General features: G+C 73.6%; 14 protein-coding genes. 9 read left to right on the top strand and 5 right to left on the bottom strand.

Going from position 1 to position 15,244, the window contains the following annotated elements; all coding sequences use genetic code 11:
* Window positions 1-26 precede the first annotated feature (26 nt).
* Window positions 27-1,052 carry a TIGR03617 family F420-dependent LLM class oxidoreductase gene (locus tag Mco01_RS00185; RefSeq protein ID WP_036321194.1) on the bottom strand — a complete coding sequence of 342 codons (1,026 nt, stop codon included), beginning with the start codon at window positions 1,050-1,052 and terminating at the stop codon, window positions 27-29.
* Window positions 1,053-1,240: 188 nt separating this feature from the next.
* On the opposite strand from Mco01_RS00185, the gene Mco01_RS00180 reads away from it, so the two are divergent.
* From Mco01_RS00180 to Mco01_RS00145, 8 genes are all read left to right on the top strand, one after another.
* The gene (locus Mco01_RS00180) at window positions 1,241-2,836 is read left to right on the top strand and encodes an acyl-CoA carboxylase subunit beta (protein ID WP_036321192.1); all 1,596 of its coding nucleotides are present in this window, start codon (window positions 1,241-1,243) and stop codon (window positions 2,834-2,836) included.
* Entirely contained in the window at window positions 2,833-3,057 is a 225-nt protein-coding gene (locus Mco01_RS00175; RefSeq protein WP_204054877.1) for an acyl-CoA carboxylase epsilon subunit, read from the top strand. Before Mco01_RS00180 ends, Mco01_RS00175 begins: the two co-directional genes overlap by 4 nt.
* 46 nt (window positions 3,058-3,103) lie before the next feature.
* Window positions 3,104-4,858 (top strand): acetyl/propionyl/methylcrotonyl-CoA carboxylase subunit alpha, encoded by a 1,755-nt coding sequence (locus Mco01_RS00170; protein ID WP_204054876.1) that lies wholly within the window; start codon window positions 3,104-3,106, stop codon window positions 4,856-4,858.
* A gap of 60 nt (window positions 4,859-4,918) precedes the next feature.
* Window positions 4,919-6,385 carry an FAD-binding protein gene (locus Mco01_RS00165; RefSeq protein WP_239103225.1) on the top strand — a complete coding sequence of 489 codons (1,467 nt, stop codon included), beginning with the start codon at window positions 4,919-4,921 and terminating at the stop codon, window positions 6,383-6,385.
* Between the two features lie 122 nt (window positions 6,386-6,507).
* Window positions 6,508-7,155: a (d)CMP kinase gene (gene cmk, locus Mco01_RS00160; RefSeq protein ID WP_204055188.1), complete on the top strand. Its 648-nt coding sequence runs from the start codon at window positions 6,508-6,510 to the stop codon at window positions 7,153-7,155.
* A gap of 103 nt (window positions 7,156-7,258) precedes the next feature.
* Window positions 7,259-8,689: a ribosome biogenesis GTPase Der gene (gene der / locus Mco01_RS00155; RefSeq protein ID WP_204054874.1), complete on the top strand. Its 1,431-nt coding sequence runs from the start codon at window positions 7,259-7,261 to the stop codon at window positions 8,687-8,689.
* 90 nt (window positions 8,690-8,779) lie between these two features.
* Window positions 8,780-10,027, top strand: coding sequence for a sensor histidine kinase (locus Mco01_RS00150; protein ID WP_204054873.1), 1,248 nt, complete (start codon window positions 8,780-8,782; stop codon window positions 10,025-10,027).
* Entirely contained in the window at window positions 10,018-10,665 is a 648-nt protein-coding gene (locus tag Mco01_RS00145; protein ID WP_204054872.1) for a response regulator transcription factor, read from the top strand. Before Mco01_RS00150 ends, Mco01_RS00145 begins: the two co-directional genes overlap by 10 nt.
* A 99-nt stretch (window positions 10,666-10,764) precedes the next feature.
* Here Mco01_RS00145 and Mco01_RS00140 read toward each other — a convergent pair whose 3' ends face one another.
* The 3 genes from Mco01_RS00140 to Mco01_RS00130 form a co-directional block, all read right to left on the bottom strand.
* On the bottom strand, window positions 10,765-12,303 hold the full coding sequence (locus Mco01_RS00140) for an MFS transporter (protein ID WP_204054871.1): 1,539 nt from the start codon (window positions 12,301-12,303) through the stop codon (window positions 10,765-10,767).
* Window positions 12,300-12,956, bottom strand: a complete 657-nt coding sequence (locus Mco01_RS00135; protein ID WP_239103224.1) for an LppX_LprAFG lipoprotein — start codon at window positions 12,954-12,956, stop codon at window positions 12,300-12,302. The genes Mco01_RS00140 and Mco01_RS00135 overlap by 4 nt, the downstream gene beginning before the upstream one ends.
* A gap of 137 nt (window positions 12,957-13,093) precedes the next feature.
* Complete coding sequence (locus tag Mco01_RS00130; RefSeq protein ID WP_204054870.1) at window positions 13,094-13,561, bottom strand: MarR family winged helix-turn-helix transcriptional regulator; 468 nt, start codon at window positions 13,559-13,561, stop codon at window positions 13,094-13,096.
* Between the two features lie 51 nt (window positions 13,562-13,612).
* Between Mco01_RS00130 and Mco01_RS00125 the strand changes: the two genes are divergently transcribed.
* Window positions 13,613-14,554 (top strand): cation diffusion facilitator family transporter, encoded by a 942-nt coding sequence (locus Mco01_RS00125; RefSeq protein ID WP_204054869.1) that lies wholly within the window; start codon window positions 13,613-13,615, stop codon window positions 14,552-14,554.
* Here Mco01_RS00125 and Mco01_RS00120 read toward each other — a convergent pair.
* A complete protein-coding gene (locus tag Mco01_RS00120) occupies window positions 14,534-15,181 on the bottom strand; it encodes a 4'-phosphopantetheinyl transferase family protein (RefSeq protein ID WP_204054868.1) in 648 nt (215 codons plus the stop codon). The genes Mco01_RS00125 and Mco01_RS00120 overlap by 21 nt on opposite strands.
* Between the last annotated feature and the right edge of the window lie 63 nt (window positions 15,182-15,244).

Genomic DNA, 15,244 nt, shown 5'->3' with positions numbered 1-15,244 from the left:
CGCCGGAGCCCCTCTCGTGTTTCCCCTCAAGCCCCGAGCAGGTGCCGCAGCTCGTCGTAGAGGGGCTGCCACCCCTCGGGGGCCTTCTCGTCGTCGCGCTGGAAGAACGCGACGCTGGTCGCGAGATCGGCGAACCGTTCGTGGATCTTGCGGGCGGCCTCCTTCGGCTCGCCCGTGACCGCGAACGTGTCGAGCACCTCGTCGTCGACCAGGCCGGGCATCTCCGACGACCGCCCGCTCGCCGCGAGCCGGTAGAGCTCCTCGCACAGGCCGCTCAGGCCGTGCAGGTCGAAGACCGGCGCGTAGCTCGGGATCGAGGCGTAGTACGCGATGGTGGACCGGGCCCGGGCGACGGCCGTCTCGTACTCCCGCTCGTCGGCCCCGGTCGCCACGATGGGGGTGACGTGCAGCTCGAAGCCGTCCATGGTGCGCCCGGCCCGCTCTCGGGCGGCGCGCAGCAGCGGCATCGTCGCCTCGTCGAGGACCTTCCGGGTGGCGATGATGTGCGCCAGGAAGCCGTCGGACAGCTCGCCGGCCAGCTCGGTCATCTTCTCGCCCACGCCGGCGACCAGCACGCGCGGCCGTCCGTACGGGTTGGGCCCGGGGTTGAAGAACGGGCTCATGACGGTGTGGCGGTAGAACTCCCCCCGGAACCGCAGCCGGCCGCCGTCCTCGAAGCAGTCCCAGATGGCGTGCAGGGCCAGCACGTACTCCCGCATGCGGGCGGCCGGCCGGGACCACGGCATCGAGAACCGCCGGGTGATGTGGCTCTGCAACTGCGACCCGATCCCGAGGGCGAACCGGCCGCGCGACAGCAACTGGAGGTCGTTCGCCAGGATCGCGGTGGACATGGGGTTCCGGGCGAACACCACCGCTATTCCGGTCCGTATGTCCACCTGCTCGGTCCGCAGTGCGGCGGCGGCGAGGCTCACGAACGGGTCGTGCTGGGTCTCGGACATCCACACGGCGCCGTAGCCCATTTTCTCGGCCTGCGCCGACCAATTCTCGAAGACGTCCGGCCCGACGGTGACACCGTGGAAGTCGATCCTCACGACGGGGCTCCTCCTGTATTGCGGGCAGTGTTCTCCACAGCGTCGATCCCATCATTCCGCGGAGTCGCGGGCCATGTCACCTAAGACATATGCGCATGCCTCCTAGGGGTGACTCTCCTTTGCCCCGGCGGCCCTTCTTGAAATCATTCCAGCGAATGCCCGGATGAATTGTCGAAAGGCCTTCGCGAATGACACTGCTCGACGACAGGAAAGTCGTGGCCGAAGACCCGCCCGCGTCCATGCGGGGCCGGGTCGCCGAGCTGGACCGGATGCGCGGGCGGCTGGCCGATGGGCCGGGCGCGCGGGCGACGGAGGCGCAGCACGCACGGGGGAAGCTCACCGTGCACGAACGCCTGGAGATCCTGCTCGACCCCGGCTCGTTCACCGAGATCGAGGGCTTCCGCCGGCACCGGGCGACCGGGTTCGGCATGGAGCAGCGCCGCCCGTACGGCGACGGCGTCGTCACCGGGTGGGGCACGATCGACGGGCGCAGGGTGTTCGTCTACGCCCACGACTTCCGCGTGTTCGGCGGCTCCCTCGGGGAGGCGCACGCCCAGAAGATCCACAAGGTGATGGACCTGGCGTACGCCGCCCGGGCCCCCCTCATCAGCCTCAACGACGGCGCCGGCGCCCGCATCCAGGAGGGCGTGACCGGCCTGGCGGGCTACGGCGGCATCTTCCAGCGGACCGTCCGCGCCTCCGGCGTGATCCCGCAGATCAGCGTGATGCTCGGCCCATGCGCGGGCGGCGCGTCCTACGCCCCGGCGCTCACCGACGTGGTGTTCATGGTCCGCGAGACCTCGCAGATGTTCATCACCGGCCCCGACGTGGTGGAGGCGGTCACCGGCGAGCGGATCAGCCAGGACGGCCTGGGCGGCGCCGACGTGCACGCCACCCGCTCGGGCGTTGCCACGTTCGTCCACGACGACGAGACGAGCTGCCTGGAGGACGTGCGGTATCTCGTCTCGCTGCTGCCCGCCAGCAACCTGGAGAGCCCCCCGGTCGCGCCGACGCTCGACCCGCCCGACCGGCGCTGCGAGGCCCTGCTCGACATCGTGCCCGCCGAGGCCGGCCGTCCGTACGACATGCGCGAGGTCGTCGGGGAGATCGTCGACGACGGCGAGTTCCTGGAGTTCTCCGAGCGGTGGGCCGCCAACGTGATCTGCGCGCTGGCCCGGATCGACGGGCACGTGGTGGGCGTCATCGCCAACCAGCCGATGTCGATGGCCGGTGTGCTCGACATCCACGCCTCGGAGAAGGCGGCGCGGTTCGTGCAGATGTGCGACGCGTTCAACATCCCGCTGGTGACGTTCGTCGACGTGCCGGGCTTCCTGCCGGGCACGGACCAGGAGCACGGCGGGGTCATCCGGCACGGCGCCAAGCTGCTGCACGCCTACTGCGCCGCCACCGTCCCGCGGATCCAGATGATCGTCCGCAAGGCGTACGGCGGGGCGTACATCGTCATGGACTCCCGCTCGATCGGCGCCGACCTGTCGTTCGCGTGGCCGACCAACGAGATCGCGGTCATGGGCGCGGACGCCGCCGCGAACGTGATCTTCCGGAAGGAGATCGCCGCCGCGGCCGAGCCGGAGACCACCCGGGCCAAGTTGATCGACGAGTACCGGGCCGAGCTCATGCACCCGTACTACGCGGTCGAGCGCGGCCTGGTGGACGACGTGATCGACCCGAGGGACACCCGGAGGGTGCTGGCCGGCGCCCTCGCCACGCTCCGGGGCAAGCAGGCCGTGCTGCCGCACCGCAAGCACGCCAACCCCCCGGCATGAGCGCGGCGACGGCGCCGGACGGGCGCGAGCCCGTGCCGGTCGTGCGCGAGCCTGCGGCGGTCGTGCGCGGCGCCCCGACCGACGAGCAGCTGGCCGCCGTCCTGGCCGTGCTGGCCGCGTCCGGGCGGGCGCGGGAGGGCCGGGAGCCCGAGCGGCCCGCTCCCCGCCCCCGCTGGTCGGTGGAGGCCGGCTGGCGGCTGGACCGGGAGACGTGGTGGTGACCGCCGTCACCGGGCGGTCCGAGGGGGAGACCCGAGAGGAGACGCGGTGCGCAAGGTGCTGATCGCCAACCGGGGCGAGGTGGCGGTCCGGCTGGTCCGGGGCTGCCGGGACGCGGGGCTCGACAGCGTCGCCGTGTACGCGGCGCCGGACGCCGGCGCTCCCCACGTGCGACTGGCGGGGGAGGCGTTCGCCCTGGGCGGGGACACCCCCGCCACCAGCTACCTCGACGTGGGGAAGGTGCTCGACGCGGCGCTGAAGTCGGGCGCGGACGCCGTCCATCCGGGCTGGGGGTTCCTGTCGGAGAACGCCGACTTCGCCCAGGCGGTGATCGACGCGGGGCTGACCTGGATCGGCCCGCCGCCCGCCGTGATCATGGAGCTGGGCGACAAGGTGTCGGCGCGGCGGATCGCCACGCGGGTGGGCGCGCCGCTCGCCCCGGGCACCCCCGGCCCGGTCTCCGGCGCCGCTGAGGTGGTGGCCTTCGCCGAGCGGCACGGCCTGCCCGTCGCCATCAAGGCCGCGTACGGCGGCGGCGGCCGGGGCCTCAAGGTCGCCCGCACGCTGGAGGAGATCCCGGAGCTGTACGAGAGCGCCGTGCGGGAGGCGGTCGCCGCCTTCGGGAGGGGGGAGTGCTTCGCCGAGCGGTACCTCGACCGTCCCCGGCACGTCGAGACCCAGTGCCTGGCCGACGCGCACGGCGAGGTCGTCGTGGTCTCCACCCGCGACTGCTCGCTGCAGCGTCGCCACCAGAAGCTGGTCGAGGAGGCCCCCGCGCCGTTCCTCACCCCCGGCCAGCTGCGCGTCCTGTACGACAGCTCCAAGGCCATCCTGCGCGAGGCCGGGTACGTCGGGGCCGGCACCTGCGAGTTCCTCGTGGCCCGGGACGGCCTGGTGTCGTTCCTGGAGGTCAACACCCGCCTCCAGGTGGAGCACCCGGTGAGCGAGGAGGTCACCGGCATCGACCTGGTCCGGGAGATGTTCCGGATCGCGGCGGGGGAGCGGCTCGGCTACGGCGACCCCGAGGTGCGCGGCCACTCGATCGAGTTCCGGCTCAACGGCGAGGACCCGGGGCGGAACTTCCTGCCGTCCCCGGGCACGGTGACCCGCTGGCGGCCGCCGGCCGGCCCGGGGGTCCGCCTGGACTCCGGAGTCGTGGAGGGCACGACCGTCGGCCAGGCGTTCGACTCGCTGCTGGCCAAGCTGATCGTGACCGGGCGCGACCGGGAGCAGGCCCTCGCCCGGGCCCGCCGCGCGCTCGCCGAGTTCGAGATCGGCGGGCTGCCGACCACGCTGCCGTTCCACCGGGCCGTGGTGGACGACCCGGCGTTCGCCTTCGACCTGGAGGTCCACACCCAGTGGATCGAGACGGAGTTCGCCGGCGGGATCGAGCCGTTCGCCGGGCCGCCGGGGGAGGCCGGCGCCGTCGCCGGCACCGAGACCGTCGTGCTGGAGGTGGACGGGCGCCGGGTGGAGGTCGTGCTGCCGGCGGGCCTCGGCGCCGCCGCGCCCGCGCCCGCGGGGAGGGCCCCCGCCGCGCGGAGGACGTCCCGGCGGGGCGGCGGGGGCCGCGGGGCCCCGGCGGCCGAGGGCGCGGTCGTGAGCCCCATGCAGGGCACGATCGTGAAGATCCTCAAGGAGGACGGCGAGGCGGCCGAGGAGGGGGAGCTGCTGTTCGTCCTGGAGGCCATGAAGATGGAGCAGCCGATGTTCGCGCACCGGGCGGGCCGGGTCGCGGGGCTGGCCGTGAAGGTGGGCCAGGCCGTCGCCAACGGCGAGGTCCTGTGCACGCTGGACGTGTGATCCGCAATGTCACGAAAGGCGCGTTGTTCCGGCTTCGGGGCGATCACTAGCGTCCCAGACGTGGTTACACGACGACGATTTCTCGGCACTCTCGGGGCGAGCGCCCTCATTGTCGGCTTCGACCCCACCACCCGGGCCTGGGCGACCAGCACCGGCTCCCGGAGCGTCCAGCGGATCCCCCACCTGGACGGCGTCCTGCTCACCGACCTCCCCACCCGGCAGGCCGACGGCCGCGACCTCGGCAGGATCGTCAGGCGCCTGCCGCGCGCGGTGCTGCGGCCCGGCTCCGTCCGCGACGTGCAGAAGATGATCGCCTTCTGCCGCGAGCACCGCATCCCGGTGGCCACCCGCGGCCAGGGGCACTCCACCCACGGTCAGGGCCTCACCGACGGCCTCATCATCGAGAACCGGTCGCTGGCCGCGATCCACTCGGTCGGCGCCGACTCCATCAGCGTCGACTCCGGCGTGCTGTGGCGGGAGGCGGCCCACGCGGCCGCCGCCCGCGGGCTCACGCCGCCGCTGTTCACGACGTACGTCGGCCTGTCGGTCGGCGGCACGCTGTCGGTCGGCGGCTTCCCCGCGCAGAACGAGCTCGGCCTGCAGATCGACCACGTCCGCGAGCTGGACGTGGTCACGGGCGACGGCCGGCTTCACCGATGCTCCCCCGACAGGGAGCGCGACCTGTTCGAGGTGATGCTGGGCGGCCTCGGCCAGTGCGGCGTGATCACCCGGGCCACGATCGACCTGGTGCCCGCCCGCGGGCGGGCCCGCAACTACCTGCTGCAGTACCCGACCACCGACACCGCCCGCGTCTGGGCCGACCTGCACGTGCTGCTGGAGCGGCGGGAGCTCGACGGCGCCTACATCCTGATGTTCGCGCCCGACGGCAAGACGGTCGTCTACCAGCTCAACGGCGTCGTCTTCTACGACGACGGCCGGGCGCCGGACGACGGGCGCCTGCTGCGCGGGCTGAGCGCGCCCGCCTCCTCGGCCGCCGTGGTCGACTCCACCTACCTGGAGTGGGTGGAGCGGTACGACCGGGTCATCGACGGCTGGCGGCGGCAGTACGCCTGGGACGACCTGCTCAAGCCCTGGTTCGACGTGATCCTCCCGGGCGAGACGGCCCAGGGGTACGTCTCCGAGGTGGTGCCGACGCTCACGGCCCGCGACTTCGGCCCGCCCACCGGCATCGGCTTCGTCTTCCCCCAGCGGCGGTCGAAGCTGACCCGGCCCTTCTTCCGCATCCCGCCGGGGAACAGCGAGTTCGTCTACCTGTTCGACGTCCTCACCTCCTCCCCGGCCCCCGGGCCCGACCCCGCCTTCGCCGCCGAGATGCTCGACCGCAACCGGCGCCTGTACGACAAGGCCAGGGCGCTCGGCGGCACCCGCTACCCCATCGGCTCCCTCGACTTCACCGGGGACGACTGGCGGGCCCAGTACGGCGAGCGGTGGCCCGACCTGCTGCGCCGCAAGGCCAGGTACGACCCCGGCCGCATCCTGACCCCCGGGCCGGGGATCTTCTCCTGACCGTCCCCGGCCCGGCCGCCGATGCCCGGCCGCGTCCCGACTCCCGGTAGCCTCAAGGGCGACAGCTCGAAGGCGGGCGCGCAGGGAGAAGGAGACAGCCGGTGTCAGGTCTGGTCGTCGCCATGGACGGTCCCTCGGGGTCGGGCAAGTCGAGCGCGTCGCGCGGCGTCGCCCGGGCGCTCGGCCTGCGATACCTCGACACGGGCGCGATGTACCGCGCCGTGACGTGGTGGATGCTCCAGCGGGGCGTCGACCTCGCCGACGCCGCGACGATCGCGGCGCGGGCGGGTGAGCCGGCGCTCACGGTGGGCACCGACCCCGACTCCCCGGGCATCGCCGTCGACGGCGCCGACGTCTCCGGACCCATCCGCGGCTCGGAGGTGACCGGCGCCGTCTCCGCGGTGAGCGCGGTCCCCGAGGTGCGCAGGCGGCTCGTGGACCTCCAGCGCGAGATCATCGCCGCGGCCCTCCCGTCCGGGGGGATCGTCGTGGAGGGACGCGACATCGGCACCGTGGTCGCCCCGGACGCGCCGGTGAAGGTGTACCTGACGGCCAGCGCCGAGGCCCGCGCCGTCCGCCGTACGGCCGAGCTCGCCGGGACCACGGTTGAGGCGCAGCGGGCCGCGATGGCGCGGCGCGACGCCCTCGACTCGACCCGCACGATCGATCCCCTCGCCAAGGCGGCCGACGCCGTGGAGCTGGACACCACCCCGCTCGACCTCGACGAGGTGATCGCCGAGGTGCTGCGGCTGGTGAAGGAGCGGACCTGACGCCTCCGGGCGTACGGCCAGGGCGCCGGCGGGCCCGCGGACCAGCGGGACGGCCGACCGGCGCCGGGAGACCGGCGGGACGCCGGGAAAGAGGAAGCAGCCGATGAGGCAGGGTGTGGACGTGGCGGGGGACTACGACGACGACGACGCGGGCTGGATCGAGGCCGAGCTCGCGGATCTGGGCGGCGACGAGGCCGAGCAGGAGCCCGACGCGGGGCCGCTCCCGGTCGTCGCGGTGGTCGGGCGCCCCAACGTGGGCAAGTCGACGCTGGTGAACCGGATCATCGGCCGCCGCGAGGCGGTCGTCGAGGACGTCCCGGGCGTGACCCGCGACCGCGTCACCTACGAGGCCACCTGGCGGGGCCGCCGGTTCACGCTGGTCGACACCGGCGGGTGGGACCCGGACGCCACCGGGATGGCGCTGCGCATCGCCGAGCAGGCGCAGATCGCGGCCGAGCTGGCCGACGTGATCCTTTTCGTGGTCGACGCGAGCGTCGGCGTGACCGACTCCGACGAGGCCGTGGGCGCCGTGCTGCGCCGGGCCGGCAAGCCGGTGGTGCTGGCCGCCAACAAGGTCGACAACCAGCAGATGGAGCTGGAGGCGACCGGGCTGTGGTCCCTCGGGCTGGGCGAGCCGTACCCCGTCTCCGCCCTGCACGGCCGGGCCAGCGGCGACCTGCTCGACATCGTGCTGGACGCGCTGCCCGAGACGCCGCCGCAGACGTTCGGCGCGCGTGGCGGCCCCCGCAGGATCGCCCTGCTGGGCAAGCCCAACGTGGGCAAGTCGTCGCTGCTCAACCGGCTGGCGGGGGAGGAGCGGGTGCTCGTGGACCCGGTGGCGGGCACCACCCGCGACCCGGTCGACGAGCTGATCGACCTGGGCGGCCGGACGTACCGCTTCGTCGACACGGCCGGCATCCGCCGCCGCGACCGGGAGCTGAAGGGCGCCGACTTCTACGCCGCCATGCGCACCCGCGCGGCGCTGGAGCGGTCGGAGGTCGCGGTCGTGCTGATCGACGCCTCCGAGGTGCTGACCGAGCAGGACCTGCGGATCATCGGCCTGGTCATCGAGTCCGGCCGGGCCATGGTCGTGGCGTTCAACAAGTGGGACCTGGTCGACGAGGACCGGCGCCACTACCTGGAGAAGGAGATCGACCGCCAGCTCGTCCGCACGCCGTGGGCGCTGCGCGTCAACATCTCCGCCAAGACCGGGCGCCACGTCGAGAAGCTGGCCCCGGCGATCGAGCGGGCCCTGGAGTCGTGGGGCACCCGGGTGCCGACGTCCCGGCTCAACCAGTTCTTCACCGAGCTGGTGCAGGCCACCCCGCCGCCGGTGCGCGGCGGCAGGCAGCCCAAGATCCTTTTCGCCACCGAGGCGTCGGTCGAGCCGCCCAAGTTCGTGCTGTTCACCTCGGGCTTCCTGGAGGAGACCTACCGGCGCTTCATCGAGCGGCGGATCCGCGAGGAGTTCGGCTTCGCCGGATCGCCGATCGAGGTCACCATGAAGATCCGCGAGAAGCGCAAGAAGAAGTAGCGGACGGACCCGGTGGTAGGGCCTGCCCTACCACCGGGACTGCCGTCGGCGGGATCGATCGGCGGGCCGCCGCTCAATACCGTGGACGACATGAGACGACTGCTGCCCCGCCTGGCCGGTGACACGGCCTACCTGCTCGTCGGGTTCCCCCTGGCGACCGTCACGTTCTGCCTCGTCGTGGCCGGCCTGTCGGCGGGCGCCGGGACGCTGGTCGTCTGGGTCGGCGTGCCGATCCTCGCCCTCACCCTGCTCGTCGCGCGGGGCATGGGCGAGGTGGAGCGGGCCCGCATCCGCGCCGTCCTCGGCGTCGACACGGTCCGGCCACGGTACCCGCGGTCCCCGGACGGCGCGAGGTGGTTCCGGCGGATGCTCACGCCGCTGGCCGGGGGGCAGCCCTGGCTCGACGCCCTGCACGCCCTGGTGGTCTTCCCCGTCGCGGTCGCCACGTTCTGCGTGGCCGTGACCTGGTGGGCGACGACCGTCTCCGCGCTGACCTACCCCCTGTACGGCTGGATCTTCTCGAACATCCCCGGCAACCACGGCCTGCCCGAGCTGCTCGGGCTCGGCCGGGGGTACCTGATCGACAGCGTCTTCTACGTCGCGATGGGCGTGGTGGCCGCGCTCACGCTCTACCCGGTCGTCCGGGCCTGCGCGGTGCTGCAGGCGTCGCTGGGCAAGGCGCTGCTGACCGGCGTGGCCCAGCTTCAGGAGCGCATCGAGGACCTGACCGAGGGCCGCAACGCCGCCGCCCACGCCGAGGCCAACGCCCTGCGCCGGCTGGAGCGCGACATCCACGACGGGCCCCAGCAGCGGCTGGTGCACCTCGCCATGGAGCTGTCGCGGGCCCAGCGCGAGCTGGAGCGGGACGCCTCCGCGGCGCACGCCACGATCGGGCAGGCCATCACCGCGACCCGGGAGACGCTGGACGAGCTGCGGGCGCTGTCGCGCGGCATCGCGCCACCCATCCTGGCCGACCGCGGCCTCGCCCCCGCCCTGGCCGCGCTCGCGGGCCGCTGCACGGTCCCGGTCGAGCTGGACGTCCAGACCGCCGAGCGCTACCCCGCCCTGATCGAGAACACCGTGTACTTCGTGACGGCCGAGGCGCTGACCAACGTCGCCAAGCACAGCCGGGCCACGTCCTGCTGGGTCACGCTCACCAGGATCGGCGACAGCCTGCTGCTGACGATCGGGGATGATGGAGTCGGCGGCGCGCACGTCGCCAAGGGACACGGGCTCTCCGGCCTCGCCGACCGGCTGCGGGCGGTCGAGGGGGAGCTGACGGTGAGCTCGCCGTCGGGCGGGCCCACGATGATCACGGCGGAGGTTCCGTGCGCGTAGTGGTGGCCGACGACGCCGTCCTGATCCGGGAGGGCCTCGTCCGCCTGCTGGAGGAGTTCGGCTGCGAGGTCGTGGCCACGGCCGGCACCGGGGACGCCCTGGTCGACGCCGTCGTCGCGCACCGGCCGGACGTGTCCGTGGTCGACGTGCGGATGCCGCCCACGTTCACCGACGAGGGCCTGCGGGCCGCGGTCGAGGCCAGGGAGAAGGTCCCGGGCGCGCCCGTGCTGATCCTCTCGCAGTACGTCGAGGTCTCCTACGCCGACGACCTGCTGGCGGACGCCCGCGGCGCGGTGGGGTACCTGCTCAAGGACCGCGTGGTGGACGTCGAGGAGTTCATGGAGGGGCTGCGCCGGGTCTCGGGCGGCGGGACCGTGTTCGACCCCCAGGTCGTGGCGCAGCTCATGGTCCGCCGGCGGCGGGACGACCCGCTCGCGTCGCTGACCCCGCGCGAGCGGGAGGTGCTCGGGCTCATGGCCGAGGGCCGGTCGAACCCGGCGATCGGCCGCCGCCTCGTCGTCACCGAGGGCGCGGTCGAAAAGCACATCCGCAGCATCTTCGCCAAGCTCGGGCTGCACGCCGAGGACGGCGACCAGCACCGCCGGGTCCTGGCCGTGCTGGCCTACCTGCGCTCCTGACCGTTCAGGCGCCGGGGCCGGTTGCCGCCCCCTGTCGCTCCGGTCACCGCAGGGACGGCGACGCCGTCCCTGCGGTGACGCCGCCCGCCCCGCCGGCGCTCAGACGCCGTCGTGTTCGGCCACCCGCGCGGAGGCCGGGACCCCGCGGGTCACGCCCCGGGCCGCCGGGAGCGTGAGGGCCGCCGCGGCTCCCACCAGGCACAGGACCGAGGTGATCAGGAAGATCTCGGTGTACTCGCTGTGCAGGGCCGCCGTGACCTGCCGTGTGTACGCGGCGAGCCGCCGGGCGTACTCGGCCGCGTCCACGCCGAACGGCAGCGGCGTGTCGAGGTGGGCGGTGAGCGACTGGAACCGATGGAACCCCCAGGCCGACAGCGCGGACACGCCGAGCAGCATGCCCATCATCCGCGCCACCACGACCGCCGCGGAGGCCACGCCGTGCTGGGCGGCGGGCACGACCCGCAGGGCCGCCGACGAGACCGGGGCGACGACAAGGCCCAGCCCGAGCCCGGCGACGACGAGGTCGAGGTCCATCCGCAGGCCGGCCGACGCCGGGTCGAGCGGCCAGCGCGAGATCATCAGATAGCCGGCGGCGGCCACGGCCATGCCGGCCACGGCGACCGCCCGCTCCCCGAACCGCCGGGCCGCCACCCCGCCCAGGAACGCCGCCACGGCGAGCGCCAGGAGGAAGCGGGTGAGGACCAGGGCGCCGCCGACGGCGTCCTTCCCCATGAGCGTCTGCGCGGCCAGCTGCACGTCGACCAGCGTGACCAGCAGGGCCGCCCCGGCGACCAGGCTCACCGCGAGCGTCCCGAGCAGCGGCCGCCGGGGGACGCCGGTCAGGTCGAGCAGGCGCACCGGCGAGCGGACCTCCCACACCGCGAACAGGATCCCCGCGACGACCCCCGCGACGAGGCAGGGCGGTCCCCAGGCCGGCAGCACGGCGCGGTCGGGCGAGGGGTTGTACAGCCCGGCCACGAGCAGGCCGAGGGCGAGCGCGAGCAGCACGCCGCCGCCGAGGTCCACCCCGTTGCGCGCGGCGCCTCCGCCGCCCGTCGCGGCGTCTCGTTCGCGGGGGACGGCCCACTGGACGGCCACGGCGGCGGCGAGGGCGAGCGGCAGGTTGATCCAGAAGATGCCGCGCCAGCCGGCGACGGCGGCGATCCCCGCGCCGTACAGCGGGCCGAGTACGCTGCCGAGCTCCTGGGCGGCGCCGACCGCGCCGAGCGCCACCGGACGGGCGCGCTCGTCCCACAGGTCGCCCACGAGCGCCATCGTGATCGGCAGCAGCGCCCCTCCGGCGATCCCCTGGAGCGTACGGCCGGCCACCAGCGCGGGGACGCTCCCGGCCAGCGCGGTGACGAGCGACCCCGCGGCGAACCCGGCCAGGCACGCGTGGATCAGCGGCCTCCTGCCGTAGCGGTCGGACAGGCGGCCGAGCAGCGGCATCGCGGCCACGTATCCGAGCAGGAACCCGGTGACGACGGGCGTGGCGCGTTCGAGGTGGTTGAGCGGGACGCCCACGTCCTGCGCGACGTCGACGAGCACGGTGACGACGACGTACGCGTCGAGCGCGGCCAGCAGCACGGCCGCGCCGCCGGCGCCGAGCGCGACCCTCCTGCCGAGCGAGGCGGTCACGACGGGCTGGAGGAGGGGACGGCGATGGTCACGGGCGCGTCGTAGTCGCCCAGGGTCACGACGACAGAGCCGCCGCTGAGGGGAAGGTCGATCTTGAGCAGCCGGCTGGTGGCCTTGTCGACCCAGAGCGTCCCGTTGACGCCCTGCTGCACGCCGGGGATGAGCTTCGCCAGCGTCTGCTGGGCCAGCGTGACCGCCACCCGGTACGCGTCGGACCCGCCCACCTTCTCCACGCCCTCGGTGCGGGCGTCCTTCGCGGTCGCCAGCAGCTCCGGCACGCCGGTCAGCACGGCCGACGGGTCGTACAGCGCGGTCAGCTGCTGCCGGGTCATCGTCTGGAAACCGCCGGTCGGGCCCTTGAACCGCACCGTGTCGCCGGACACCACGAACTCGAACTCCTGCAGGCCGGCGATCTCGATCTGCAGCGTGCCCTTGGCGTCGCCCGCACGGGTGAGACTGCCCTCGGCGTGGCGGACGGGGACGGCGGGCCGGTCCTTGGTGTCGATGGTGAAGGCGACGGTCTTCACCGCCCGCATCGCGTCGGCCGACTTCTTCAGCAGGTCAGGCCCGCTGGGGAGGGTCGCCCCGCCGGTCGAGGTGCAGGCCGTCAGGAGCAGGAGGGCGGCTGCGACCAGCCCGGCGATTGTTCTCACATGGCGGATCGTAGCGAGCGGCCCCGACAGGCACGCGGATCCATGCGTATCGGTTCGGCCCCCTTCTGAGGGGCCGCGGGCCGCCCCGGCACGTCGCGCCACGCGGCCAGTGGCCGCGCGCCCGTTCGTCCCGGCGCTCAGCGCGGCGAGCGTACGGACTGGAGGTGGTTCACCACGGGAGTGTAGATCTCGTCGAGCAGGGCAATCTGCTCGGGCGTGAGGAGGTCGATGAAATGCCGGCGGACGCTGACCACGTGGTCGGGAGCCACCTTCTGGATGATCTCCCAGCCGCGGCCGGTGAGGACGGCGAAGGTGCCGCGCCTGTCGTCCTCGCAGTTCTCCCGCACGACCAGGCCGGCCGCCTCCATGCGCGAGATCTGGTGGGACAGCCTGCTGCGGGACTGGATGGTGGCGTCGGCCAGCTCGCTCATCCGCATCCGGTGTTCCGGGCTCTCCGAGAGGTTCACCAGGATCTCGTAGTCGTTGAGGGACAGGCCGCTGCCCTGCAGGTCGCGGTCGAGCTGATAGAAGAGCAGCCGGTGCGCGGCGAGGTGCGCCCTCCACGCGCGCTGCTCCTGCGGGCTTAGCCAGCGGGGGTCTTCCATGACGACCAGCATAAGATCGCACGAGGCGGGGCGGAGCGGACGGGAGTGCCGATGAGCGCGGACGAAGGCGGCGAGAGCGTCGGCACTGTGGTGGTCGCGGGTGCGGCCAACCTCCTGATCGCCCTGGCCAAGCTGGTCGCGGGCCTGCTCAGCTCGTCGTCGGCGATGCTCTCGGAGGCCGCCCACTCGGCGGCCGACACCGCGACCGAGGTGCTGCTGTTCACCGCGATCCGGCAGGGCGAGCGGCCCGCCGACCGGCGGCACCCCCTGGGGCACGGCCGGGCCAGCTACTTATGGGCGATCGTGGCCGCCTGCTTCACGCTCGTCGTGGGCGCCGGGTTCTCGCTCACGCACGGCTGGCAGACCATCGTCCACGGCGAGGAGCTGGGCGACATCCTGGTCTCCTACATCGTGCTGGCGGTGTCGTTCGCGATCGAGTCGGTCTCCCTCTGGAAGGGCCTGTCGCAGCTGCGCGGCGAGGCCCGCCGGTGGCAGGTCAGCTCGCGCGACCTGCTCGCCCGGACGTCCGACACCATGCTCAAGGCGGTCGTGCTGGAGGACGTCGCGGCCCTCGCCGGCATCGCCGTCGCGGCCCTCGGGCTCGTCCTGTCCCAGCTCACCGGCTCGGCGGCGTGGGACGGCGCGGCCTCGATCGTCATCGGCCTGCTGCTGCTCGGGGTGGCCCTCAGCCTGATCAGGACCAACGCGTCGCTGCTGATCGGCCAGGCCGCGCCGAAGATCCTTGAGGAGGAGATCCTCGCCGAGCTCAACGGGCAGCCGGAGGTCGAGGGCGTGGTCGACCTCGTCACGGTCATGATGGGCCCCGGCCAGGTCATGGTCGCCGCAAAGATCGACTTCATGGACGAGACGACCGGCGAGCGGCTGGAGCTCGCCTCCGACCAGGTGGAGCGGCGCCTGACGGAGCGGTTCCCCGAGATCAAGCAGGTGTTCCTCGACCCGACCCCGGGCCGGTCACCCGCCAAGGAGGCGTAGCTCGGCCGGCTCGTCGGTGACGGCGGTGGCGATGACCGTGCCGGCCGCCCACTCGGTGAAGTGGCGGCCCTCCCACTCCAGCGTCCCCGCCGGCGCGCCGCCCAGGGGGAGCGCGGACAGGTCCGCCTCGCGCAGCCGGTCGAGCGTGAGCTCGCCCCGCTTCACCAGCGCCTCCTTGCGGACCCACTGGCGGATCAGCCTGCTGTTGTCGTCGCCCACCAGCGTCGCCTCGGCCGGGGTCAGCGCGAGCGTCTTCAGGTTGTGGTCGGCCGGGCCGCTGGTGGCGTGCTCGGCGTCGACCCCGACCCGCCCGGCCCCGGCGACCGCGCACACGTATCCGGAGGTGTGGGCGAGGCTGATCGACACCTCGGGCGCCTCGGCCAGCCACGGCCGCCCGTGGCCCTGGCCGCACCGCTCGCACCGCTGCACCACGGTCAGCACGCACGCCCGCGAGCCGAGGAGCTCGGCGGCGCAGTGTCGTACGAGGAGGTGCGCGGCGACGAAGTCGAGGCGGTCCCGCTTGCGGGTGAACCGCTCGGCCCGCCGGTGCTCCTCCTCGGTGAGCGTGCCGCCGACGACGTCGAGCACCTCGTCGGTGTAGCCGGCCACGGCGAGCGGGGGGCGCACGCTGCCCACGATAGGGGAGCGATGTGACGATCAAGTGAACTGCCCCCCGCCGAGCCGGGCCTC

It is taken from the genome of Microbispora corallina, assembly GCF_016863035.1.
GTDB lineage: Bacteria > Actinomycetota > Actinomycetes > Streptosporangiales > Streptosporangiaceae > Microbispora > Microbispora corallina.
Note: the sequence above shows the minus strand (reverse complement) of the source record. Positions and strands in the feature narration are given on the sequence as shown.